At 66.3% G+C, this 23346-nt stretch carries 19 protein-coding genes; 13 read left to right on the top strand and 6 right to left on the bottom strand.

Annotation, left to right across the window (positions count from 1 at the left end; all coding sequences use genetic code 11):
* Nucleotides 1-14: 14 nt before the first annotated feature.
* Nucleotides 15-1484: a phosphatase PAP2 family protein gene (locus MTX35_RS00150; protein ID WP_243593043.1), complete on the bottom strand. Its 1470-nt coding sequence runs from the start codon at nt 1482-1484 to the stop codon at nt 15-17.
* A 98-nt stretch (nt 1485-1582) separates the two neighbouring features.
* On the opposite strand from MTX35_RS00150, the gene pafA reads away from it, so the two are divergent.
* The 7 genes from pafA to MTX35_RS00115 all read left to right on the top strand — a co-directional run bounded on the left by pafA (nt 1583) and on the right by MTX35_RS00115 (nt 10266).
* On the top strand, nt 1583-2941 hold the full coding sequence (gene pafA / locus MTX35_RS00145; protein WP_170944814.1) for a Pup--protein ligase: 1359 nt from the start codon (nt 1583-1585) through the stop codon (nt 2939-2941).
* A 61-nt stretch (nt 2942-3002) separates the two neighbouring features.
* The gene (locus tag MTX35_RS00140) at nt 3003-3995 is read left to right on the top strand and encodes a YafY family protein (RefSeq protein ID WP_243593042.1); all 993 of its coding nucleotides are present in this window, start codon (nt 3003-3005) and stop codon (nt 3993-3995) included.
* Nucleotides 3992-4987: a YafY family protein gene (locus MTX35_RS00135; protein ID WP_243593041.1), complete on the top strand. Its 996-nt coding sequence runs from the start codon at nt 3992-3994 to the stop codon at nt 4985-4987. The genes MTX35_RS00140 and MTX35_RS00135 overlap by 4 nt, the downstream gene beginning before the upstream one ends.
* Nucleotides 4988-5073: 86 nt before the next feature.
* Nucleotides 5074-5340: a Sec-independent protein translocase subunit TatA gene (gene tatA, locus MTX35_RS00130; RefSeq protein WP_032398077.1), complete on the top strand. Its 267-nt coding sequence runs from the start codon at nt 5074-5076 to the stop codon at nt 5338-5340.
* 110 nt (nt 5341-5450) lie between these two features.
* The gene (tatC, locus tag MTX35_RS00125; protein ID WP_243593040.1) at nt 5451-6422 is read left to right on the top strand and encodes a twin-arginine translocase subunit TatC; all 972 of its coding nucleotides are present in this window, start codon (nt 5451-5453) and stop codon (nt 6420-6422) included.
* A gap of 27 nt (nt 6423-6449) precedes the next feature.
* Nucleotides 6450-9224, top strand: a complete 2775-nt coding sequence (locus MTX35_RS00120) for an RNA helicase (protein ID WP_243593039.1) — start codon at nt 6450-6452, stop codon at nt 9222-9224.
* Nucleotides 9225-9318: 94 nt separating this feature from the next.
* Nucleotides 9319-10266 (top strand): DUF4333 domain-containing protein, encoded by a 948-nt coding sequence (locus tag MTX35_RS00115; RefSeq protein WP_243593038.1) that lies wholly within the window; start codon nt 9319-9321, stop codon nt 10264-10266.
* A gap of 19 nt (nt 10267-10285) precedes the next feature.
* Here the strand turns inward: MTX35_RS00115 and MTX35_RS00110 are convergent, their stop codons facing one another.
* Nucleotides 10286-11263: a 5'-3' exonuclease gene (locus tag MTX35_RS00110; protein WP_243593037.1), complete on the bottom strand. Its 978-nt coding sequence runs from the start codon at nt 11261-11263 to the stop codon at nt 10286-10288.
* A gap of 27 nt (nt 11264-11290) precedes the next feature.
* On the opposite strand from MTX35_RS00110, the gene MTX35_RS00105 reads away from it, so the two are divergent.
* Together MTX35_RS00105 and MTX35_RS00100 are read left to right on the top strand one after the other, a co-directional pair.
* Nucleotides 11291-12433 carry a Xaa-Pro peptidase family protein gene (locus tag MTX35_RS00105; protein ID WP_243593036.1) on the top strand — a complete coding sequence of 381 codons (1143 nt, stop codon included), beginning with the start codon at nt 11291-11293 and terminating at the stop codon, nt 12431-12433.
* Nucleotides 12430-13008, top strand: a complete 579-nt coding sequence (locus MTX35_RS00100) for a nucleotidyltransferase family protein (protein WP_243593035.1) — start codon at nt 12430-12432, stop codon at nt 13006-13008. Before MTX35_RS00105 ends, MTX35_RS00100 begins: the two co-directional genes overlap by 4 nt.
* Before the next feature lie 19 nt (nt 13009-13027).
* Here the strand turns inward: MTX35_RS00100 and MTX35_RS00095 are convergent, their stop codons facing one another.
* The gene (locus MTX35_RS00095; protein WP_243593034.1) at nt 13028-13441 is read right to left on the bottom strand and encodes a TIGR03618 family F420-dependent PPOX class oxidoreductase; all 414 of its coding nucleotides are present in this window, start codon (nt 13439-13441) and stop codon (nt 13028-13030) included.
* Between the two features lie 45 nt (nt 13442-13486).
* Here MTX35_RS00095 and MTX35_RS00090 point away from each other — a divergent pair, with 45 nt between their 5' ends.
* The 3 genes from MTX35_RS00090 to MTX35_RS00080 are packed head-to-tail and all read left to right on the top strand — an operon-like array spanning nt 13487 to nt 16211.
* A complete protein-coding gene (locus MTX35_RS00090) occupies nt 13487-14245 on the top strand; it encodes an SDR family NAD(P)-dependent oxidoreductase (protein ID WP_243593033.1) in 759 nt (252 codons plus the stop codon).
* Nucleotides 14218-15468 carry a precorrin-6y C5,15-methyltransferase (decarboxylating) subunit CbiE gene (gene cbiE, locus MTX35_RS00085; RefSeq protein ID WP_243593032.1) on the top strand — a complete coding sequence of 417 codons (1251 nt, stop codon included), beginning with the start codon at nt 14218-14220 and terminating at the stop codon, nt 15466-15468. The genes MTX35_RS00090 and cbiE overlap by 28 nt, the downstream gene beginning before the upstream one ends.
* Nucleotides 15447-16211: a cobalt-precorrin-6A reductase gene (locus MTX35_RS00080; RefSeq protein ID WP_374230203.1), complete on the top strand. Its 765-nt coding sequence runs from the start codon at nt 15447-15449 to the stop codon at nt 16209-16211. The genes cbiE and MTX35_RS00080 overlap by 22 nt, the downstream gene beginning before the upstream one ends.
* Here MTX35_RS00080 and cobJ read toward each other — a convergent pair.
* The 3 genes from cobJ to cobG form a co-directional block, all read right to left on the bottom strand.
* Nucleotides 16194-17687: a precorrin-3B C(17)-methyltransferase gene (gene cobJ, locus MTX35_RS00075; RefSeq protein WP_243593030.1), complete on the bottom strand. Its 1494-nt coding sequence runs from the start codon at nt 17685-17687 to the stop codon at nt 16194-16196. The two genes, MTX35_RS00080 and cobJ, sit on opposite strands and share 18 nt — an antisense overlap.
* Nucleotides 17684-18310 carry a precorrin-8X methylmutase gene (locus MTX35_RS00070; RefSeq protein WP_243593029.1) on the bottom strand — a complete coding sequence of 209 codons (627 nt, stop codon included), beginning with the start codon at nt 18308-18310 and terminating at the stop codon, nt 17684-17686. The genes cobJ and MTX35_RS00070 overlap by 4 nt, the downstream gene beginning before the upstream one ends.
* Nucleotides 18311-18378: 68 nt before the next feature.
* Nucleotides 18379-19509, bottom strand: coding sequence for a precorrin-3B synthase (gene cobG, locus MTX35_RS00065; RefSeq protein WP_243593028.1), 1131 nt, complete (start codon nt 19507-19509; stop codon nt 18379-18381).
* Nucleotides 19510-19740: 231 nt separating this feature from the next.
* Between cobG and cobN the strand changes: the two genes are divergently transcribed.
* Complete coding sequence (cobN, locus tag MTX35_RS00060) at nt 19741-23346, top strand: cobaltochelatase subunit CobN (protein WP_243593027.1); 3606 nt, start codon at nt 19741-19743, stop codon at nt 23344-23346.

The raw sequence follows: 23346 nt of genomic DNA, 5'->3' as shown, positions 1-23346 counted from the left end.
ACGTGCCTCGCGCTCTACCGCTTCCGGTAGAGCGCGAGGCCGTTCTTGTCACTGCTGAACTCGAATTCTGTTCCGTCGCCCACCACCTCGCCGTCGGCCGCGAGCGCAACGGGAGCGCCATCCACCTCGACGGTCAGCTTCTTCACCGCTCGACGGACGTAGGCGGGCGACGAGCCGAGGGTGCCGGTCAACGTTGCCCACAGCAGTCTGGTCCTGGATGCCTTCGGCTCCGACGGCAGAAACCGAACATCGAGCGTTCCGGTGTGAATGCTACTGCGAGACATGGGGACTTGGTCTTCCGGTACGTAGTTACCGTTGCCGACGAACAGCATCCAGACCGAGTGCCTGGTGCCGTCGAGCCGGATGTTCAGCGGTTCGGCAGCAGCCAGGACCCTCGTCATCGCGATCGCGGCGGCCGGCCATTTGCCGATTCGGCGCTGCAGCTTCTGACGCAGCCGCACCGAGTCGGGGTAGCCACCGAATGTGGCGGTGTTGACGAACGACACACTGCGGCCGTCGACGGACACCTCGGCGATGTCCACCAGTTCGGCGGTGCCCGCTTCGACGGCAGCAGCAGTGTCTTCCACGACGGTCAGCCCGGTGTCGCGAGCGAAGTGGTTGAGGGTGCCGCCCGGAAATGCTGCGAGCGGCAAGCCGTTCCGCACCGCCGACGCGGCAACACTGACCACCGTGCCGTCACCACCGCAGACACCGAGGGCGCGCGGAGACGTGCTTCGGATCCGCTGCTCCAGTTGCTCGTTGAAGTCCTGATCCGGATCGGGCACGAACAGATCGGCGTTCGGAAGTGCTCGACGGATCGCATCGGGCACCGCTTCCGAATCGTCGCCCGAACCCGGATTGACCAGCACCAGCAGCCCCCGGCCGCCGTGCAGTGGCTCGACCTCGGCCGGGGAGCCCAGATCGGCGGGCTTTTCCGACCGCACGGCCCACCAGCGACGGGTGGAGAACGCGATGGCCGAGCCGAGAGCGGCACCGGCGATGACGTCTGTCGGCCAATGCACCCCGACGTGGACCCGGGAGTAACACACCGCGGCCGCGACGGGTGCCAGCAGCGCGCCCGCCACCGGGGATTCGATCGCCACCGCCGTGACGAACGCAGCCGCCGACGCCGAATGCCCGGAGGGAAACGACGACGACACCGGCGGAGCCAGGACCTGGCGCAGGACGGGAACCGACTCGGAATCTGGTCGCGTCCGCGGGAACAGCGGTTTGAGCAGGCCGTTCGCCACCGAGCTCGCACCCGCCAGCGCCACGAGACCCCGAACCCCGCCGCGTCGGGCCGGGCCACCTGCAGCCACGAGAAGCGCGGCCGCGCCGAGCCACAGACGACCGTGGTCGGCGGCATTACTCAACGTGCGCAGGCCGCCATCCGCTCTGCTCTGCCGCAGAGCAGCACTTCGTGCGACCAGAGACAGATCCCACGCGTGAACGGTCGTCGAGATCGATGTGCGCGTGGAAGTCATGGGGCCCAGCCTAGGCACGTGCGACGGCATCCTCACGGACGGACGACATCGGGGCGCTCCGACACATCGTTTCGAGGGTTGCGTTGTAGTGTCGAAGTGTGCAGCGACGAATTATGGGCATCGAGACAGAGTTCGGTGTCACATGTACTTTCCACGGACATCGACGGCTGAGTCCGGACGAAGTGGCTCGCTATCTGTTTCGCCGAGTCGTCTCGTGGGGTCGCAGCTCGAATGTGTTCCTTCGCAACGGTGCCCGCCTGTACCTCGACGTCGGCTCGCACCCCGAGTACGCCACCGCCGAGTGCGACAGTCTGTTGCAGTTGGTCACCCACGACCGCGCCGGCGAGCGGGTATTGGAAGACCTGCTCATAGACGCCGAGCAGCGCCTGGCAGAAGAGGGCATCGGGGGCGATATCTATCTGTTCAAGAACAACACCGACTCGGCGGGAAACTCCTACGGCTGCCACGAGAACTTCCTCGTCCAGCGTGCCGGTGAGTTCTCCCGAATCTCGGACGTTCTGCTGCCGTTCCTGGTCACGCGCCAGTTGATCTGTGGCGCAGGCAAGGTACTCCAGACGCCGAAGGCTGCGACGTTCTGCCTGTCGCAGCGCGCCGAGCACATCTGGGAGGGCGTCTCCTCGGCCACCACTCGTTCGCGGCCGATCATCAACACTCGCGACGAGCCGCACGCCGACGCCGAGAAGTACCGACGCCTGCACGTCATCGTGGGCGACTCGAACATGGCCGAGACGTCGACGATGCTCAAGGTAGGAACGGCAGCCCTCGTTCTCGAAATGATCGAGGCGGGTGTGTCCTTCCGAGATTTCGCATTGGACAATCCGATTCGCGCCATCCGCGAGGTCAGTCACGATCTCACCGGACGGCGTCCCGTTCGACTGGCCGGGGGACGACAGGCCAGCGCCCTCGACATTCAGCGCGAGTACTACGCACGAGCCGTCGAGCACCTCAAGACGCGCGAGCCGAACACTCAGGTGGAACAGGTCGTCGATCTGTGGGGACGAACTCTAGACGCCATCGAGACACAGGATTTCGCGAAGGTGGACACCGAGATCGACTGGGTGATCAAGCGCAAGCTGTTCCAGCGCTACCAGGACCGGTACTCGATGGAGCTCTCCGACCCCAAGATTGCTCAGTTGGACCTGGCTTACCACGACATCAAGCGCGGCCGTGGAGTGTTCGACCTGTTGCAGCGCAAGGGGTTGGCCAAGCGTGTCACCGAGGACGAGCAGATCGACGAGGCCGTGGATCTGCCGCCGCAGACCACCCGAGCCAAGCTGCGCGGAGAGTTCATCACGGCCGCCCAGGAAGCAGGTCGCGACTTCACGGTGGACTGGGTGCACCTCAAGCTCAACGACCAGGCTCAGCGAACCGTCCTGTGCAAGGACCCGTTCCGCTCGGTCGACGAGCGAGTGGAGAGGCTGATCGCGTCGATGTAGTGCCGGACGCAGTCGGGTCGTTACCGCTGCGGCCACCCACGAGCAACTAGGCTCGACTGTCGTGGCCACCACCAAAGTCGAACGCCTGATGAATCTGGTCATCTGTCTGCTGTCGACACGTCAGTTCCTCACCGCGGAGTGGATCCGCGAGAGCGTTGCCGGATACGACGACTCCACCAGCCACGACGCGTTCAGCAGAATGTTCGAGCGGGACAAGAACGAACTGCGTGACCTCGGTGTCCCGTTGGAGACCGGTACCGCGACGCGGTTCGGTGGCGTCGAGGGCTATCGCATCAACCGCGATGCCTACGAACTGCCCGACATCGACCTCACCAGCGAGGAATCGGCCGCCGTCGCGGTCGCCGTCAAGCTGTGGGAATCGCCCGAGCTCACCTCCGCGGCACAGAGTGCGTTGCTCAAACTCCGAGCCGCGGGAATTCAGGTCGACCAGAACGAGTCGGCCGCGTCGGTGACCGCGGTTCCCGCACGCACTCGGGGCTCCGAACCTGCGCTGGGTGCTTTGCTGGCCGCGATCGACGACGGCAAGTCGGTGCGGTTCCAACACCGCCCGTCGTTGACCGAGCCGTTCACCACCAGAACCGTCCAGCCCTGGGGTGTCGTGACGTTTCGCGGTCGCTGGTATCTGGTGGGACACGACGTGGACCGCAACGACACCCGCACGTTTCGCCTCTCCCGAATCGGCGACGAGGTCAAGGCGTTCGGCACCCCGCAGAGCGTCCGCAGGCCCGACGGCGTCGATCTGCAGGACATCGTCCGTCGAGTCGCGGGTACGTCCTCGGTATCGGGCACGGCCCAGGTATGGCTGCACGACGGAAGGGCGCTGGAATTGCGCAGGATGGGAACGGTGGTCGGCGTGCAGAGCCTCGGTACCCGCAGCGGCACTGTCGTCGAGGTTCCCGTGCGGTCCTGGGATTGGATCTCGCGGTTGATCGCAGGTCACGGAGCGGATGCGGTGGTACTCGAACCCGCCGAGCTGCGCGCAGACGTGATCTCGACCCTGCAGACGGCGGCCGACGTGGAGAACGAGCGATGAGCGCGCGACTGTCGGTTCGGCTGGCCAGGTTGCTCAACATGGTGCCGTTCTTCATGGCGAATCCCGGGTTGAGCGCCGAGGAGGCCGCGCGGGAGCTGGGGGTGTCGACGGCGACGCTGATGGCCGATCTCAATCAGCTCTGGATGTGCGGTCTGCCCGGCTACGGCCCGGGTGATCTGATCGATCTGTCGTTCTCCGAGGAGAGCATCGACGTGACGTTCTCGGCCGGGATCGATCGACCGCTACGCCTGACATCGACCGAGGCGACGGCTTTGTTGGTTGCGCTTCGATCGCTGACGTCGATGCCCGGCATGGTCGACCCGTCCGCCGCTCAGCGAGCGATCGCGAAGATCGAGACTGCAGCAGGCTCGGCGGCGGCCAACGTGCCACTCTCGTCCGATCACGACGGAGCCGGTGCGGAGGAGGGCCCGGTGTCGAGTACCGTCCGATCTGCCCTGCGTCACCGGCACGCGTTGGAACTGACCTACTACTCCGCGTCGCGGGATGTCGTCACCGAGCGAACCGTCGACCCGATCAGGACGGTGGTCGTCGACGACCACAGCTATGTGCAGGCGTGGTGCCGAAGCGCCGAGGGAGTTCGACTGTTCCGATTCGACCGCATCGACTCGGCCACCGAACTCGACGAACCGGCCGCGCCGCCGGAATCGGTGCAGGACGAGGACGCCTTCGAGATCTTCAACGACGATCCCTCGCTGTCGCAGGCGCGGCTGAAGGTGTCGCCTGCCTTCACCTGGATCCTCGACTACTACCCGATGACACAGGTTGCTGCGGATGCGGACGGGTCGATCGTGGTCACGATGCGGTTCGCGACGCTGCAGTGGATGACTCGGTTGACGTTGGGCTTCGGCGGCGGCGTCACGGTACTGGCACCTGAATCCTTGGTGAACTCCGTCCGCGACCGAGCGCGTTCGGCCCTGGATGCGTACGCCGAGCTCGACGCCACCGGCGCAGACGGCACCGTCGCCAGATGAACGCGGGGCAAACCCACGGCCGCCGCTGCCGGAGGCGGTACCCGCGGTCGGGTACGCTCGATTCATCTGATCTGTAGGAGGTTCGCATGGGATTCACCAGTCCCTGGCACTGGGCCATCGTTGCGGTGGTCGTCATCATTCTGTTCGGTTCCAAGAAGCTGCCCGAGGCTGCTCGCGGACTCGGCCGGTCGTTGCGCATCTTCAAGAGCGAGGTGAAGGAGATGCAGAACGACGGCAAGTCGGACGCCGACACTGCGACGGCACAGCAGCCGACTGCTCCCGCGCAGCTGCCCTCGCCTGCGCCTGTCGTGCAGCCGAACACCGAGACCCAGCACGACGCCAAGTCTGCCTGAGCGCACGGCCGCTCAGCACACCTTCGGTGCCAGGTGGCACCGAAGGTTCACTGCTGTCGGTGACGGCTCTCCGCCGCCGTCCGACCGAAGAAGGCTGACCGTAGAACACCATGCGCATTCCGTTCGATCCGCGGCGTAGCAAGCGCCGAGTCAATCCCGACGGCACGATGTCGTTGGTCGATCATCTGTACGAGTTGCGAACACGGCTCCTGTGGTCGTTGGTCGCGGTCGCGGTGACGACCGCCTTCGGGTTCTTCTGGTATTCGCACACGATCCTGGGCATCGAGAGCCTCGGCGACCTCCTGCGGGGCCCGTACTGCACGCTCGATCCGAGCCTGCGCGCGAACCTGAGCAACGACGATCAGTGTCGACTGCTGGCCACCGGCCCGTTCGATCAATTCCTGTTGCGGTTCAAGGTCGCGTTCACCGCGGGCGTCGTCATGGCCTGCCCCATCTGGCTCTATCAGATCTGGGCCTTCATCACTCCGGGCCTGTACACCAACGAACGCCGATACGCCGTGTCGTTCGTGACCGGGGCCGCAGCGTTGTTCGTCGCCGGAGCCGTCCTGGCGTACTTCGTGGTGGCCAAGGGACTGCACTTCCTGCTCTCGATCGGCGACAACGTTCAGATCACGGCGTTGAGCGGCGATCAGTACTTCGGATTCCTGATCAACCTGCTCATCATCTTCGGTGTCAGCTTCGAGATTCCGTTGCTTGTCGTCGCTCTGAATGTCGTCGGCGTACTCACCTACGAGCGACTCAAGGCATGGCGTCGCGGTCTCATCTTCGGGCTGTTCGTCTTCGCGGCCATCGCAACTCCGGGGCAGGACCCGTTCTCGATGCTGGCGTTGGCGTTGGCATTGACTGTGCTCTTCGAGATGGCAGTGCAGATTGCGCGGATTCACGACAAGCGTAAGTTGCGCAAGAGAAGAGACGAATGGGGTGATGTGTCAGATGACGAAGCAACGCGCATCGACGGCGCAGGTTCGATCGAGTCACCGGATGCTGTCGCTCCGACACCACCGTCCAGTGGCCTCGGTACCGCGACCCGAACGCGAGCGCAGTACGACGACACGATCTGACCTCCGGCGAACGGTCTGGTCGATCGCATGACCGAGACGGTTGTCGATACGGGGACGAGCCCCCGACCCACCCAGCTGCAACGTTTCTCGGCCGAGCTCGGCTTCCCACTCGACCGGTTCCAGGTGGACGCGTGCACAGCCCTGGAGAACGGTCACGGTGTTCTGGTCTGTGCTCCCACCGGCGCAGGCAAGACGGTGATCGGCGAGTTCGCCGTGCACCTGGCCCTCGCCGCCGGACGCAAGTGCTTCTACACCACCCCGATCAAAGCGCTGAGCAATCAGAAGTTCGCCGAGCTGACCGCCAGATACGGGCGAGACACCGTCGGGCTGCTGACCGGCGATTCGTCGATCAACCCCGATGCCCCCATCGTCATCATGACGACCGAAGTGCTGCGCAACATGCTCTACGCCTCCTCGGACGCACTGCGGGGGCTCTCGCACGTCGTCATGGACGAGGTGCACTACCTCGCCGACCGTTTCCGAGGGGCGGTGTGGGAGGAAGTGATCCTGCACCTGTCCGACGACGTTCGATTGGTCAGCCTGTCGGCAACGGTCAGCAACGCCGAGGAATTCGGTGCCTGGATGAGCACGGTTCGCGGTGACACCTCGGTCGTGGTGGACGAGAACCGTCCGGTACCCCTCTCGCAGCACATCATGGTGGGCCGTCGGTTGTTCGATCTGTTCGACACCCGGGCCCAGTCGGGCGACGGCAGTCAGAAGATCGTCGTCGACCGTGAGCTCGTCCGACACGTCAAGCAACGTCAGTCCCTCGACTCGATGGACCGCTGGCACGCGCCACACAGCAGGGGCCGCGGCGGTCGTTCGGGTGGCGGAGGTCGCGGTGGCGGCCAGGGCAGCAGCGCGAACAACAGACCACTGGCCCGACCCGATGTGATCGCCAAGCTCGACGAAGAGGGTCTGCTCCCGGCGATCACGTTCATCTTCAGCCGTGCCGGCTGCGACGGCGCGCTGACCCAGTGCATGCGCTCGCGTCTGGTGTTGACGACGCCCGAGCAGGCCGAGGAAATTCGGTACATCGTCGAGAAACACACGTCCGAGCTGCCGCGCGAGGACCTGGAAGTCCTGGGCTTCTGGGAGTGGCGCGATGCACTCGAGCGCGGGTTCGCTGCCCACCACGCCGGGATGCTGCCGGTCTTCCGGCACACCGTGGAGGAACTGTTCGTCAAAGGTCTGGTCAGGGCGGTGTTCGCCACCGAGACACTGGCTCTCGGAATCAACATGCCGGCCCGAACCGTCGTGCTGGAGAAGCTCGTCAAGTTCAACGGTGAGACACACGCGGAACTGACGCCGGGGGAGTACACCCAGCTGACCGGCCGGGCCGGCCGCCGCGGCATCGACGTCGAAGGACACGCCGTCGTGCTCTGGCAGCCGGGAACCGAACCGACCGAGGTTGCCGGGCTGGCGTCGACCCGCACGTTCCCACTGCGAAGTTCGTTCGCCCCTGCGTACAACATGTCGATCAACCTGATCGAACAATTCGGTGCGGCCGATTCGCGTCTGCTGCTGGAACGGTCCTTCGCACAGTTCCAGGCCGACCGCTCCGTCGTCGGGATGGTCCGCGGCATCGAGAAGAACATGCAGACGTTGGAGGCACTCGGTGCACGCCTCGGCGGCCCCGATGGCGAGTACTTCGAGTATGCGCGGCTGCGCGAACGACTGAAGGATCGCGAGAAGACCCTCGAACGCCAGAACAGGTCCGACCGGCGGGACAAGGCCGTCGACTCGCTGCGTGCCCTGCGCCGCGGCGACGTGATCTCCGTGCCGACAGGTCGCCGCAGTGGCCTCGCGGTGGTGTTGGAGCCGGACGACGACCGGGCTGATCCGCGCCCACTCGTACTGACGGAGGACAAGTGGGCGGGCCGTCTTTCGGCAGCGGATTTCCCATCGCCCGCAACGTCTCTGGGGACAATGCGCCTTCCGCGTTTCGTGGACCATCGCACCGCGAAAACTCGACGTGATCTGGCGGCCGCACTGTCCACTCGCGGAATCTCTCAGCCGTCGGACCGAATCCGACGCAAGTCGACCGCAGCGGACGACAAAGAACTGGCCACCCTGCGCCGCGCCATCCGATCGCATCCGGTGCACGCTCGTCCCGATCGCGACGAGCTCGGCCGCACCGGTGAGCGGTACAACCGGCTGGCACGCGAGACCGAAACCATGCGTCAGAAGGTATCGGCCACCACGAACTCTCTCGCCCGCACGTTCGACCGCATCCTGGCGTTGCTCGCCGACCGCGGCTACGTGAGCGAAGGCAAGGATCCGAAGGTGACCGAATACGGTGCCAGGCTCAGTCGGATCTATTCCGAGTCCGATCTGTTGGTCGCCGAATGCTTGCGTGGCGGCCTGTGGCAAGGCCTCTCACCCGCAGAGCTGGCGGCGGTGGTCTCGGCGGTGGTCTACGAGTCGAGGTCGGAGGGAGACATCACCCCGCACGGTCCGACGGGTCCGATTCGACATGCATTGACCGAAACCGTTCGGGTATGGCACGACCTACGGGCCGACGAGGTGCGCCACAAGCTGCCGCCGACGCGAGAGCCCGACATGGGCTTCGTCAAGGCGATCTACAAGTGGGCGTCCAACCATTCGTTGGTCGACGCTCTCGTCACGGCAGGGGACAACGGCAAGGCACTCTCGGGTGGCGACTTCGTGCGCTGGTGTCGGCAGGTCATCGACCTGTTGGATCAGGTTCGGCTGGCGGCCCCCGAGCCGGAGCTGTCGCGAACGGCAGCGCGCGCCGTCGCGGCCCTGCGTCGCGGCGTGGTCGCCGTCGATGCCGCATGACAGCACCGAATCGGACTGCCGGGTCGGTACAGCGGAGAGTCGTACGGGCGGGTTACTGTTCCCCCGACGAATCCGAATTTCAGGTGGAGGCGAGATGAGCGGCCCACACGGTCCGACCGACCCCGACAACAGCTGGTCGCGCAATCCCGACCGGCAGGACGGTGCCGCGAAAGACACACCGGACACGCAGCCTGCTCCTTCCGCCGAGTCACAGACTCCGACGCCGTCGGCGTGGGGTCAGTACGGACAGCCGCAGGCCACGCCGTACGGCGAACCCGGTCAGAGCTACGGGCAGAGCCCGCAACAGCCCGGCGGCCAGTACCCACAGGGGCAGTACCCGCAGGGGCAATATCCGGAGGGGCAGTACCCTCAGGGCCAGTACCCCCAAGGTCAGTACCCACCTGCCGGCTATCCGCAGGGGCAGTACCCCTCGGCCCCGAATGCACAGGGCAGCTACCCCCAGGGACAGAACCCCACCGCGCAATACCCCGCCGGTCAGCAGTACGGCGCTCCCTACCCCGGTGCCGGCGCGCCTGCATCGGGCGATGCGGCGTATCAGAATCCTTACGCACCACAGCAATTCGGTGGTGGGCAATACGGGCCGGGTCCCTACGGCCAGCAACCACAGCAGCCGTGGAATCCCAATCAGCAGTACTCGAACCAGCCGTATCCCCATCAGCAGTATCCGAATCAGCCGTACCCCAATCAGCAGGGTCCCGGGCAGACCGGGCCCCGGTCGAAGAAGCCCTTGATCATCGCGGGTGCCGTCGTGGCGGTTGTCGCGGTGATCGCGGTGGTGTCGTACGTCGCTTTCGGCCGTACCACCACCCTCGACACTGCGGCGGCGGAGGAGGGAATCCGCACGGTCGTGACCGAGTCGTACGGTGCGTCCGACGTATCCGGAGTGTCCTGCCCTCAGAACATCGAGGTCGAGGCCGACACCAGCGTCGAGTGCACCCTGACTGTCGACGGTGCGTTCAAGACTGTGACGTTGACCTTCCTCGACGACGACGCCAACTACGAGGTCTCCCTACCCGAATAGGCCCGATTCGGTCACCCGATCAGTTCGTCGACGCCGTGGCCGCCATCGCAGCGACGAGGCGGGCCACGGCATTCTCGATACCGAGGCCCTCGGCGAGCGCGTTCAACGCGTCGACATCGACAGGTTCGGCCGGGATCTCGTCGGACTTCGACAGCACGACATCGGCGTCGGTCACGACTCGCACGACGGGAAGTGCCGCATCCAGGTAGTCGCTCGCGTTGGCCAGCTTCGCCCGAATTCCCTTGGCCATGTCCGACGACGGGTCGAGCGCCGCAGCACGCAGCGCAGCGACGGATTCGTACTGCAGCATCAGCGTCGACGCCGTCTTCTCCCCGATCCCTTTCACGCCTGGCAGTCCGTCGGATGCATCGCCTCGCAGCAGAGCCAGTTCCGCATACGCCTCGCCTGCTCGATGAAGCGGAACGCCGTAGCGTTCGGAAACCAATGCAGGATCGAATAATTCGGCTTTCGCCAGCCCACGTCCCACGTACAACACGCGCACCTCGTTCGGTTCGTCGGCGGCAACCTGAAGCAGGTCTCTGTCTCCGCTGACCACGACAACGGGGTCCCGACGCTCACGCGCGGCCAGGGTTCCCAGCACGTCGTCGGCCTCCAGCCCGTCTGCGCCTGCGGTCGCGATCCCCAACGCGGCGAGCACATCCATGATCATGTCCACCTGTGGTGTCAGCGTCTCCGGCACCTCTTCGCTCTCGGCGACCTCCGGCGCGGCCTCGGCCACCCGGTGCGCTTTGTAGGAGGGCACGAGGTCGACGCGAAACTGTGGGCGCCAATCGAGATCGAGGCACACCGCAAGTCGGCCGGGTTCGGTCCGCGCGATCAACGCCGAGATCATGTCGAGGAAACCGCGGACGGCATTGACCGGTCGACCATCGGGGGCCGTAATCGACTCGGGCAGTGCGTAGTAGGCCCTGAACCACAGGCTCGCCCCGTCGAGGAGGAGCAACGGCGACGTTCCGGGAGTGGTCATGAGGCTCATCTTGCCAAACGGCACTAGCCTGGTGGGATGAGTGTCGATTCTTCGGTCAGTTCCTCACGTTTCTCCAGCGATGTCTACGCGTCTCGGCTCGCCCGCGCGGCTCGCCTGACGTCGGATGCAGGCTTGGATGCCCTGTTGATCACCCCGGGCCCGGATCTGCAGTATCTGATCGGCTCGAAAGCCAGCTCGTTCGAGCGGCTCATCGCCCTGGTCGTTCCGGCCGACGGCAGTACCCCCACGGTCGTGGTTCCGCGGCTCGAACTCGCGGCACTGGGCGATTCCGCGGCGCACGAGCTGTCTCTGACGCTCGTCGACTGGGTCGACGGTGTGGATCCGTACGCCCTGGTGGCCGCGGCGGTGCCGAGCGGGACGGCAACGGCCGTTGCCGACGCAATGCCCGCCCTGCATTTCGTGCCGCTGGCCGGTGTCTTCGGAACGATGCCTGTGCTGGCCACGGACGTGCTGCGCGAACTTCGGATGGTCAAGGACGAGGCCGAGATCGATGCGCTACGGCGCGCCGGGCACGCCATCGACCGTGTGCACGCCCGGATGGGTGAATGGCTTCGAGTCGGCCGCACGGAAGCGCAGATAGCGGCGGATATCGCCGCCGCGATCGTCGAGGAAGGTCACACAGCGCCGGAATTCATCATCGTCGGATCCGGGCCGCACGGAGCCGATCCGCATCACGAGGTATCCGATCGAGTCGTCGAGGCGGGCGACATCGTGGTGATCGACATCGGGGGACCCGTCGCACCGGGATACAACTCCGACTCGACCCGCACCTACAGTCTCGGCGAGCCGCAGGCGGAGATCGCCGAGCAGTACGCGGTACTCGAGCGGGCCCAGCAGGCAGCTGTCGATGCGGTGGTGCCCGGTGTCACGGCGCAGTCCATCGATGCGGCCGCCCGCGACGTCCTGATCGACGCCGGCCTGGGCGAGGCGTTCCTGCACCGCACCGGGCACGGGATCGGCCTGTCGGTGCACGAGGAGCCGTACATCGTTGCGGGGAACGACATCACGCTCACCGAAGGGATGGCGTTCAGCATCGAGCCGGGGATCTACTTCCGCGGACAGTGGGGTGCACGCATCGAGGACATCGTCGTGGTCACCGCAGACGGGTGCGAGTCGGTCAACCTCCGGCCGCACGGTCTGGCCGTCCTGCCGGTGTGACGCCACCGGGCGAGACCGAGTTCGTCTCGGTCGTTCGATCCAATCCTGCTGTCGACGAGATACTTCGACGCGCACCGCAGCTCGGGCTCCCCGGTTGGTATCTGACTGCGGGTGGCCTCTTCCAGACGGTGTGGAACCACCTGGCCGGTCGGGACCTTCGTACGGGAATCCGGGACTACGACTTCTTCTACTTCGACGACTCCGATCTGTCCTACGACGCCGAGAACGAGGTGATCAAGACTGCGGCCTCGCTGTTCGGGGACCTCGGGGTCGACGTCGAAGTGCGTAACGAAGCCCGCGTACATCTCTGGTACGAGCAGCACTTCGGGAGTCGTATCGCACCGTTCCACAGCACCGAGGATGCGATCGACCACTTCGTCTCCACCACGTGCTGTTTCGGCATGACCACCGGTGACGGCGGGAGAGAAGTCGTATACGCGCCACACGGTTTCGAGGATCTGTTCGCGGGAATCGTGCGGCCCAATCCGCGCGTGCCGATGCAGCATGTGTACGAGGCCAAGGCTGCCCGGTGGACGACCGAATGGCCGAACCTCACCGTTCTACCCTGGCCGTGAGGCTGGAGTAGGTGGCCCGCTAGCGGTTGAGCAGCGAACGGCTACCCAGTACCCGCTGCACCTGGATCTCGATGACGACCCGGGTGGGGTTCTCCCTGGGTACGCGGTAGCGCTGCGCATACCGGTTCTCCGCATCGACGACCGCGTCACGATCACTTCGGACCGACGCCGGACCCTCCAACGTCAGCCAGCGGGCACCGTCGATCTGTGTCACTGCGGCATAGCCACCGCGGCCGGCGTTGATGGCCTTCTGCGACACGTCGTTGGTGATGACCCGAGCACACCGGGCTTCGGCATCGTAGGTGAAGCCGACGGCGACGACGTGCGGGGTTCCGTCGGGTCGCAGCGTCGTCAGAGTGGCCAGGTGTCGCTCGGCAAGGAATTCGAATGCGTCGTCGGCGAGGGCAGTCGCGTCTGCGGGGGTGGCGGCCATGCCCCGACTGTAGTGAATGCGATTTCATCGGCAAGACTGGTCGGCGTGAGCAGACGAGCAGAACCCGCGGCCGGCACGCTGTTGCTGTTGGGCGGGCGCAGCGAGATCGGACTCGAGGTCGCTACCCGGCTCGCCGCGGGGCGAACCGTCGTACTGGCAGCTCGGCGCAGCACCGCCCTCGATGACCAGCAACGGCGAGTGCAGCAGGCAGGCGCGGACGCCGTCCACACCGTCGAGTTCGACGCGAACGCGATGGACACTCACGCCGAGCTTCTGAACCGGGTTGCCGAGCGATACGGTCCGATCGGGATCGTGGTGCTGGCGTTCGGGATCCTCGGGGATCAAGCGCGTGCCGAGGACGACGCGCGGCACGCTCTCGACGTCATCACCACCGACTTCCTGGCTCAGGTTTCTGTGCTGACACACGCCTCGAAGCTTCTCCGAGCACAGGGGAGCGGCGACCTGGTCGTGTTCTCGTCGGTCGCGGGTGTTCGAGTGCGACGCGCCAACTACGTGTACGGATCCGCGAAGGCCGGTCTCGACGGGTTCGCCAGCGGACTGAGCGACTCACTGCACGGCAGCGGGGTGCATCTCCTGCTCGTTCGTCCCGGATTCGTCATCGGTTCCATGACCGAGGGGATGACACCCGCGCCCATGTCGAGTACGCCGGATCAGGTTGCCGACGGTGTTGTCGCGGCGCTGCGCACGCGTCGGGCCAGCGTCTGGATTCCCGGCACTCTGCGCCCGGTCTTCTTCGCCATGCGTCTACTGCCGCAATGGCTCTGGCGCAGGATGCCGCGCTGATGGGTGCACCCGTGCCCAGTCCGATCGTGGTCGTCGGAATCGGTGCGGACGGCTGGGACGGACTGCCCCTCACTTCCCGCACGGCCATCGAGCACGCAGACGTGGTGTTGGGTTCCGCCCGTCAGGTCGCGGGGGTGCGGGAGCACTGCACCGAGACCAGGACGTGGCCCAGTCCGTTGCTGCCGAATCTGCGGCCGATGATCGACGCCTGCGCAGGTTCTCGCGTGTGCGTGCTGGCCAGCGGGGATCCTATGTTCCACGGCATCGGGGTGAGCCTGGCGCGGGAGTTCGGCGCCGACCGCTTGCGGGTGCTCCCGGCCCCGTCCTCGGTGTCGTTGGCGTGTGCGCGGTTGGGCTGGGCGCTGCACCACACCACGACGGTGTCGCTGGTGAACAGCCCGGCCGAGACGGTGTTGCCCGAGTTGGCCGACGGTCGTCGGATACTGGTGTTGAGCCAGGGCGCCAGCACGCCGGGTGAGATCGCGGTGACGCTGTCCGCCAACGGTTTCGGAGCGACCGAGATGACGGTCCTGGAGCAGCTCGGCGGACCGGCCGAGCGGGTCGTCGGCGGGATTGCGCGAGAGTCGACGTTCGAGGGCGTCGATCCACTCAATGTCGTTGCGCTGCACTGTGTCCGAGATCCCGACGCGCCCCGCCACACCCGCATTCCCGGCCTGGCCGATTCTGCCTACACCGGAGACGGTCAGATGACCAAGCGGGAGGTTCGAGCGCTCACGCTCAGCGCATTGGCACCGGCACCCGGAGAGCTGTTGTGGGACATCGGCGGCGGGTCGGGAACCATTGCCATCGAATGGTTGCGGACCGACGGATCCTGTCGCGCCGTGACCTTCGAGAATTCGCAGGCGCGCCGTGAGCAGATCGAGAGAAATGCACTGAACCTGGGAGTTCCAGGCCTCGTGGTGCACGGCGGTGCCCCGGAGAGTTTCGCTGCGGTCGCGGACGCTGCACCGGATGCGGTGTTCATCGGTGGTGGGTTGACCGGTGCCGACATGCTCGAGGCATGCTGGGGCGCGGTGCGCACCGGCGGACGAGTGGTCGCGAATTCGGTGACCGCCGAATCGGATTCGTTGCTGCTGACCGCAGCGGCGAAGTACGGCGGCGAGCTCCGCAGGTTCCAGATCTATCGCGGTGAACCGCTGGGTGCGTTCACGACGTGGAGACCGCAGCTCCCGGTCACGCAATGGAGCGCGGTCAAACGGTGAGAGTCCTGATTCTCGGTGGTACGACGGAGTCGCGGGTACTCGCAGCGACTTTGGACACGGTGCAGGGGATCGAGACGATCACCTCGCTGGCCGGACGGGTCGCCGAGCCGATACTGCCCGTCGGGCAGACGCGAATCGGCGGCTTCGGGGGGCCGGATGCCCTGGCAGTGTGGCTGCGAGACAACTCGATCGACGTGGTGGTCGACGCGACACACCCGTTCGCCTCCACCATCGGAGCACACGCCGAGCAGGCCACTCGAGCGTCGTCGGTCGCGCTCCTGGTGCTGACGCGGCCACCGTGGACCCCCGGCGAGGGTGATCGATGGACCTCCGTTGCGTCGTTGCCCGACGCGTCGTCGGCGATCCCCACTGGTAGCAGGGTGTTCCTGACAACCGGCAGGCAGGGCGTTCACCATTTCGCGAGTGTCGATCACTCGTGGTTTCTGGTCAGGGCGATCGACCCTCCGACCGGTCCCGAGCCGCCGCACATGACGTTGCACCTGAGCCGTGGGCCGTTCGACGTCGACCACGAGTCGATGATGCTCGCGGACAACCGAGTCGACCTGTTGATCACCAAGAACAGTGGCGGCGACATGACCCGAGCCAAGCTCGATGCCGCCCGGGTGGCATCGATTCCGGTGATCGTGGTCGACCGTCCTGCGCGAACCGGCTCGGCACCGATGGTGTTCGACGTCGCCGCCGCCGTGGACTGGTTGACGAATCGGCTACGCGCTGGTCTCTGACGGGTACCGGCGGGAGGTGAACACCTTCGGCCCGCTGCCCGTGTCGACCACCGTCGTCATCGATGATCCGATGATGAGCAGGCACCGCATGTCGATCGATCCCGGGTCGAGTTCGCCGAGCGACACGGTGCGAACGGATTCCTGCTCGCTGCCCACTGCGCGTCCGATGACCACGGGGGTCTGGGGCGAACGATGCTCGAGCAGAATCTCTTTCATGGCCGCAACCTGCCAGGTTCGCGACTTCGACGCCGGGTTGTAGATCGCGATCGCCATGTCGGCTCCGGCGACCGCCGAGAGCCGCGCTGCGACGACGTCCCAGGGCTTGAGGCGGTCGGAGAGGGAAACGACGGCGTAGTCGTGTCCCAGCGGTGCGCCCACTCGACTGGCGACGGCGTTGGCGGCCGTCATTCCGGGCACCACCCGTACCGGTACCGAGTTCCACTGCTGCTCGGCCGCCACTTCGATGACGGCGGTGGCCATAGCGAACACCCCGGGATCGCCCGAGGACACCACGGCCACTCGGCGACCCTGCTTGGCGAGGTCGAGGGCGAACGCGGCTCGTTCGGACTCGACCTTGTTGTCACTCGCGTGCCGAATCTGCCCGGGCCTCGGCGGTACCCGGTCGATGTAGGTGACGTAACCGACCAGATCGGTGGCGGCGGCCAGTTCGGCGCGTACCTCGTCGGTCGTCCATGCGTCGTCGCCGGGACCGAGGCCGACGACGACCACTTCGCCGGTGTCGGTGGGTGTTTCGGCTCGGTTGGACGGGCTCGGCACCACGATCATCGAGAAGTACGGCACGTTGTCGGCGTCCACGGCGTCGAGTACTCGCTGCCGGGGCGTGCTGGCCCGTTCCACGTAGCGCGCCTCACCCAGCCGGCCGGAACGCTCGAGGGCCTCGAGCACAGTCGGGTAGGTCCGGCCCAGTTTCATGATGACGGCCGCGTCGGTGGCGCGCAGTCGGCGCGTCAGTTCGTCTGCGGGCAGCGTGCCGGGGAGCACGGTGAACACCTCGTCTCGCTCCACGAGCGGAGTTGCCAGCGCCGCCGAGGCGGCACTGACCGACGTCACGCCGGGGACGATCTCGACCTCGAAACGATCGGCCAACCGCTTGTGCATGTGCATGTAGGAGCTGTAGAACAGCGGATCACCTTCTGCGAGAAGCGCTACGGAGCGTCCTGCGTCGAGATGGGCGGCCAGCCGTGCGGCGGCGGATTCGTAGAACTCGTCGATTGCGCCCTGATACCCACCCGGATGCGCGGTGGTCTCGGTGGTCACCGGATAAACCAGGTGTTCTTCCAGCTGTCCGTCGCGCATGTATCCGGCCGCCAGACCGCGGGAGATACTGCGGCCGTGCTGCGCACTGTGGAAGGCGATCACGTCGGCCTCGGCGATCACACGAGCGGCCTTGACGGTCAACAACTCCGGATCACCGGGACCGACGCCGACTCCCCACAGCTTTCCGGTGCTGGTCATTCTTGTTCGCTCGCAATGGCATTGACCGCGGCGACGGTGATGGGGCTGCCACCACGCCTGCCTCGAACAACCAGATACTCGACGCCGAGGTCGGCTGCGATCAGATCCTCCTTCGACTCCGCTGCGCCGATGAATCCGACCGGCCCGCCGACGATGGCTGCGGGTTTCGGGGCTCCGGCCGCGAGCATCTCCATCAGGTGGAACAGTGCGGTCGGCGCGTTTCCGATGGCGACGACGGCACCGCCGAGCTTGTCGCCCCACAACTCCAGCGCGGCAGCGGTTCTCGTGGTTCCCATACTCCGAGCCAAATCCGGTACCCGAGGATCGGACAGGGTGCACAGCACCTCGTTGTCGGCCGGAAGACGCCGACGAGTGATGCCGGTGGCCACCATGTTTGCGTCGCACAGAATAGGCGCTCCCGAGTTCAGTGCCGCGCGAGCGGAGGTCACGACCGTGGGGGTGTACCCGATCGTCTCGGTCAGATCGATCTCTCCGACCGCGTGGATCATGCGCACGACGACCTGTGCGACATCCGGCGCGAACCGAGACAGATCTGCTTCGGCGCGGATGGTCGCGAACGATTGTCGGTAGATCTCCGCGCCGTCGCGGACGTAGTCGTGCATGCCGATCACGATAGGGGAGAGGGACCCCTCAGCAGACAGCCGGTCGTCCCTCGGGCCGAGGCACCCACTCAGGACACGCGGTAGCCGATTCCCGTCGCGATGACGTCGGTCACCTCGCCCTTGGGTCGTCCGCAACGCCGTTCGCACCCGGACCAATGTTGCCGTTCGTCGCGCGGAGTCATCCGGGCATCGACTGCCGCGGAGAGGTCTGCTCGCACGTCGGCCAACGACTTCTCGCATCCCGGAGATCCGGTGCAGGCGCTCACCCGAATCCACGGCGACGCCGCGTCGAAGATCAGTCCCATCGGGGCGAGCACGCGGACGACCTGTTCGGCCGGTTCCTCGTCCACGTCGCAGACGATCAGCGAGCGCCACGGGGTCATGATCAGCGGGCGGTCGATGGCCGCGAGGAACTCGGCGAGCCGCGCCCCGAGAACGCCGTTGGCCAATCCCGCAGCCAGCGCCACCAGTCCGTCGTCCTGGTCGAGCCATCCGATCGGTGGCACCTCCACAGGTGCGGGCATCGGCAGGACAGGGCCGGCCGAGAGCCCGAGACAGTCCACGATCCGGGCCGGCCCGTCGTCCAATTCGGCCAGCCGCCACTGGGACTGCCGCAGTTCGACGAAAGCACCCGCGCAGTTCAACAGCGTGGACACGACACTGTCTCGGTCCACGCGAACGCCGCTGTCCCGGCCCGCCAACAGCACCGCGAACGACCCGTCGGACTGGGCGTAGGCACCGAAATCCGGTTCGAGTCCGCACAGGTCGCCTCGGCCGTCGTCGAGTGCGAACAGTGTCCTCCCCGGCAGGTCCGCCAGATCGGGTCGCGCACACAGGCCCTCGTCCAATGCACCGACCAGCGCGCGCACATCGGTGAGACCTCCCAACCGGCCCGACAGGGGAGAGGCGAGGATGTTGCGCACCCGCTCGTGAGTCGATGACGGGAGCAACCCTGCGTCGGCCAACCTGCTCGCGAAGCCGTCCGGGTCCGACACCGCGCGCACCTGAATATTGCCCCGCGAGGTCAGCTCCAACGTGCCGTCGCCCAGCTCGGCTGCGGCCTGCGCCAGCACCTGCATCTGGCCCGGTGACACGACGCCGCCGGGCAGCCGGATTCGCGCCAGCGGCCCGTCTGCGGCCAGGTGGGTCGTCAACGCTCCTGGGCAGCCGTCGGGCACCGACCTCTCTGGCGAACTCATGGTCACCAGGCTACAAGCGCAACGGGTGGCCCGATTCCACGCTCGCCCCGGTAGCATTCGATATCCACGGCTCCGGCCGAGAGGAAACCGGCGAGAATCCGGTACGGTCGCGCCACTGTGATGGCCCTCGGTCCTTCGGGACGGGGCAGAAGTCAGACCCTCTCACCGACGAACCGAAGAGAAGTTATACCGATCATCAGGGGCGCGAAACCCCCGAGGAGGGCGTTACCCGTGTTCTTGTTGCTGTCCACGTCGGACACCGATCTGCTCAGCGCCCGTGCCAGCGGAGCAGACTTCGCCTGGGGCAATCCCTCGCGCCTGCTCGCCGAGGACATTCCGGCGATGGCCGAATCGGCCGAATTGATCATCGTGCGCATCCTGGGATCGCGGCGCTCGTGGGAGTCGGGGATCGACGCCGTCCTCGCCACCGGACTGCCGGTCGTCGTACTGGGCGGCGAACAGGCACCCGACGCGGACCTGATGGAGATCTCGACCGTGCCTGCCAACGTTGCCGCGCAGGCGCACAACTATTTGGCCGAGGGCGGATCCGACAACCTCCGTCAGCTGTACAACTTTCTCTCCGACACCGTGTTGCTGACCGGGAACGGTTTCGACGCGCCGCGGCACCTACCGACGTGGGGCCACCTCGAGCGCCACTCCACTCCGCACTCCGCCGGTCCGACGGTGGCGATCCTGTATTACCGCGCCCAGCACCTGGCCGGAAACACGACGTACATCGATGCCCTCGCCGCCGCGGTGGAGAACGCCGGGGCCACCGCGCTTCCGATCTACTGCGCCTCGCTGCGTACCGCGGAGCCCGACCTCCTCGACACCCTGAAATCGGCGGACGCCCTGATCGTGACCGTTCTCGCGGCGGGAGGAACCAAACCGGCCGGGGCGTCGGCGGGCGGCGACGACGAGGCCTGGAACGTTGCCGAGCTGGCTGCGCTCGACGTACCGATCCTGCAGGGTCTGTGCCTGACGAGTTCGCGCGCGACGTGGGCCGAGAACGACGACGGACTGTCCCCACTGGACGTGGCCACGCAGGTTGCCGTGCCGGAGTTCGACGGCCGCCTCATCACGGTCCCGTTCTCGTTCAAGGAAATCGACGACGACGGTTTGACCACGTACGTCCCCGATCACGAACGAGCCGCCCGGGTCGCAGGCATCGCCGTCCGGCACGCGCGGCTGCGGCACATTCCGGCAGCCGATCGCCGCATCGCCCTGATGTTCTCGGCGTACCCCACCAAGCATGCGCGAATAGGCAACGCCGTCGGCCTCGACACCCCGGCCAGCGCGATCGCGCTGATGTCGGACATGCGCACCGCCGGCTACGACCTCGGACCGATCGAGGGCCCGGATTCGGTGCCCGGTCTGGCTGCGCGCGACGGCGACGCGCTCATCCACGCGCTGATCGCCCGCGGCGGCCAGGATCCGAACTGGCTCACCGACGCCCAGCTCGAGGGCAACCCCATTCGCATCTCGGCGGCGCAGTACGGCCGGTGGTTCGAGCAGCTTCCCGCGGATCTGCGTGACGGCGTGATCGAGCATTGGGGCCCGGCACCCGGCGATCTCTATGTCGATCGATCTGCCGATCCGGCCGGTGAAATCGTCATCGCTGCCATGCAATTCGGCAATGTGGTGATCATGGTCCAACCGCCGCGCGGGTTCGGCGAAAAGCCGGTTGCGATCTATCACGACCCGGACCTGCCACCGAGCCATCACTATCTGGCGGCGTATCGGTGGATCTCGGCCACGCAGGCCGACGGCGGGTTCGGTGCAGACGCAATGGTGCACCTGGGCAAGCACGGCAATCTCGAATGGCTGCCCGGCAAGACGCTCGGGATGTCCGCTTCCTGCGGAACCGATGCGGCCTTGGGCGATCTGCCGCTCATCTATCCCTTCCTCGTCAACGATCCGGGCGAAGGCACGCAGGCCAAGCGGCGGGCGCACGCCACTCTCGTCGATCACCTGATTCCGCCGATGGCGCGCGCCGAGAGCTACGGCGACATCTCGCGGCTCGAGCAATTGCTCGACGAGCACGCGAACATCTCGACGCTCGATCCGGCCAAGCTGCCCGCGATCCGGCAGCAGATCTGGACCCTCATGACGGCTGCGCAGATGCACAAGGACCTCGGACTGGAGGAGCGCCCCGACGAGGAAGTGTTCGACGACATGTTGCTCAACGTCGACGGGTGGCTGTGCGAGATCAAGGACGTGCAGATCCGCGACGGACTGCACATCCTGGGGCAGGAACCGGTCGGAGACGCCGAGGTCGAACTGGTTCTCGCAATGCTGCGGGCCCGGCAGATGTGGGGCGGGGAGCAGACGGTTCCCGGACTGCGAGAAGCACTGGGGCTCAGCGAGGACGGCGACGAGGATCGCACCCGCGTCGACAGCATCGAGGCCGTCGCCCACGGATTGGTCGCGGCGATGCAGGCAACGCAGTGGGATCCCGCCGCGGCCACACGAGTGGCGGGCGAGCACGGCGCAGTGGTTGCGCAGATTCTCGAGTTCGCCGCAGCCGAGGTCGTCCCGCGTCTGCGCGGGACTTCGCGCGAGATCGCTCAGGTACTGCACGCGCTCGACGGAGGTTTCATCGAGGCAGGGCCGAGTGGTTCACCGTTGCGCGGACTCATCAACGTGTTGCCCACGGGTCGCAACTTCTATTCCGTCGATCCGAAGGCCGTGCCGTCGAAGTTGGCGTGGGAGACCGGGCAGGCGATGGCGGAGTCCTTGCTCGCTCGCTACCGCCAGGATCACGGCGAATGGCCGAAATCCGTCGGGCTGTCGGTGTGGGGCACGTCGGCCATGCGGACCTCCGGCGACGACATCGCAGAGGTGTTCGCCCTGCTGGGAGTCTCGCCGGTGTGGGACGAGGCGTCGCGCCGGGTGACGCGGCTCCAGGTGATCGACCTCGCGGAGCTCGATCGACCCCGCATCGACGTGACGGTCCGCATCAGTGGATTCTTCCGCGACGCGTTCCCCCACGTGCTCGCGTTGCTCGACGATGCGGTCCGTATGGTCGCCGCATTGGACGAGCCGGCCGATCGGAACTACGTGCGAGCGCATGCGCAGGCCGATCTCGCCGAGCACGGTGACGAACGGCGTTCCACCACACGCATTTTCGGCTCGAAGCCGGGCACGTACGGCGCCGGGTTGCTCCAGCTGATCGACAGCAAGACCTGGCGCAGCGACGACGACCTGGCGCAGGTCTACACCACCTGGGGCGGCTTCGCGTACGGCCGCGGTCTCGACGGCGTTCCGGCCTCGGACGACATGCGCACCGCCTACAAGCGCATTGCCGTCGCCGCCAAGAACACCGATACGCGTGAGCACGACATCGCCGACTCCGACGACTACTTCCAGTACCACGGCGGCATGGTCGCAACCGTGCGTGCGTTGACCGGAAAGTCGCCCGAGGCGTACATCGGTGACAGCACGCGGCCGGAATCGGTTCGCACACGCACGCTCTCGGAAGAGACGGCCAGGGTCTTCCGCGCCAGGGTCGTCAACCCGCGGTGGCTCGAAGCGATGCGCAGGCACGGTTACAAGGGCGCGTTCGAGATGGCGGCGACCGTGGACTACCTGTTCGGCTACGACGCGACGACCGACGTGGTGCAGGACTGGATGTACGAAAAGCTGGCCGAGACGTACGTGCTCGACGAGCAGAACAAGAAGTTCATGCAGCAGTCCAATCCGTGGGCGCTGCACGGTATCGCGGAGCGGCTACTCGAAGCGGCGGAGCGAAAGATGTGGGCCGAGCCGGACCAGCAGGTTCTCGACGGCTTGCGTCAGGTGTATCTGGAAACCGAGGGCGAGCTCGAAGGGGAGTAG

Source organism: Rhodococcus sp. ARC_M12 (genome assembly GCF_022810385.1).
Lineage (GTDB): Bacteria > Actinomycetota > Actinomycetes > Mycobacteriales > Mycobacteriaceae > Rhodococcoides > Rhodococcoides navarretei.
This window is presented reverse-complemented; position numbering and strand designations above follow the sequence as displayed.

Excerpts from the sequence above, each read along its gene's own strand:
- MTX35_RS00120 (WP_243593039.1), top strand. The coding sequence starts at position 6,450 with ATGACCGAGACGGTTGTCGATACGGGGACGAGCCCCCGACCCACCCAG.
- MTX35_RS00115 (WP_243593038.1), top strand. The coding sequence starts at position 9,319 with ATGAGCGGCCCACACGGTCCGACCGACCCCGACAACAGCTGGTCGCGC.
- cbiE (WP_243593032.1), top strand. The coding sequence starts at position 14,218 with ATGGCTCTGGCGCAGGATGCCGCGCTGATGGGTGCACCCGTGCCCAGT.
- MTX35_RS00150 (WP_243593043.1), bottom strand. The coding sequence starts at position 1,484 with ATGACTTCCACGCGCACATCGATCTCGACGACCGTTCACGCGTGGGAT.
- MTX35_RS00105 (WP_243593036.1), top strand. The coding sequence starts at position 11,291 with ATGAGTGTCGATTCTTCGGTCAGTTCCTCACGTTTCTCCAGCGATGTC.
- tatA (WP_032398077.1), top strand. The coding sequence starts at position 5,074 with ATGGGATTCACCAGTCCCTGGCACTGGGCCATCGTTGCGGTGGTCGTC.
- tatC (WP_243593040.1), top strand. The coding sequence starts at position 5,451 with ATGCGCATTCCGTTCGATCCGCGGCGTAGCAAGCGCCGAGTCAATCCC.
- MTX35_RS00070 (WP_243593029.1), bottom strand. The coding sequence starts at position 18,310 with ATGCACGACTACGTCCGCGACGGCGCGGAGATCTACCGACAATCGTTC.
- cobG (WP_243593028.1), bottom strand. The coding sequence starts at position 19,509 with ATGAGTTCGCCAGAGAGGTCGGTGCCCGACGGCTGCCCAGGAGCGTTG.
- MTX35_RS00080 (WP_374230203.1), top strand. The coding sequence starts at position 15,447 with ATGGAGCGCGGTCAAACGGTGAGAGTCCTGATTCTCGGTGGTACGACG.
- cobJ (WP_243593030.1), bottom strand. The coding sequence starts at position 17,687 with ATGACCAGCACCGGAAAGCTGTGGGGAGTCGGCGTCGGTCCCGGTGAT.
- MTX35_RS00110 (WP_243593037.1), bottom strand. The coding sequence starts at position 11,263 with ATGAGCCTCATGACCACTCCCGGAACGTCGCCGTTGCTCCTCCTCGAC.
- MTX35_RS00095 (WP_243593034.1), bottom strand. The coding sequence starts at position 13,441 with ATGGCCGCCACCCCCGCAGACGCGACTGCCCTCGCCGACGACGCATTC.
- MTX35_RS00135 (WP_243593041.1), top strand. The coding sequence starts at position 3,992 with ATGAGCGCGCGACTGTCGGTTCGGCTGGCCAGGTTGCTCAACATGGTG.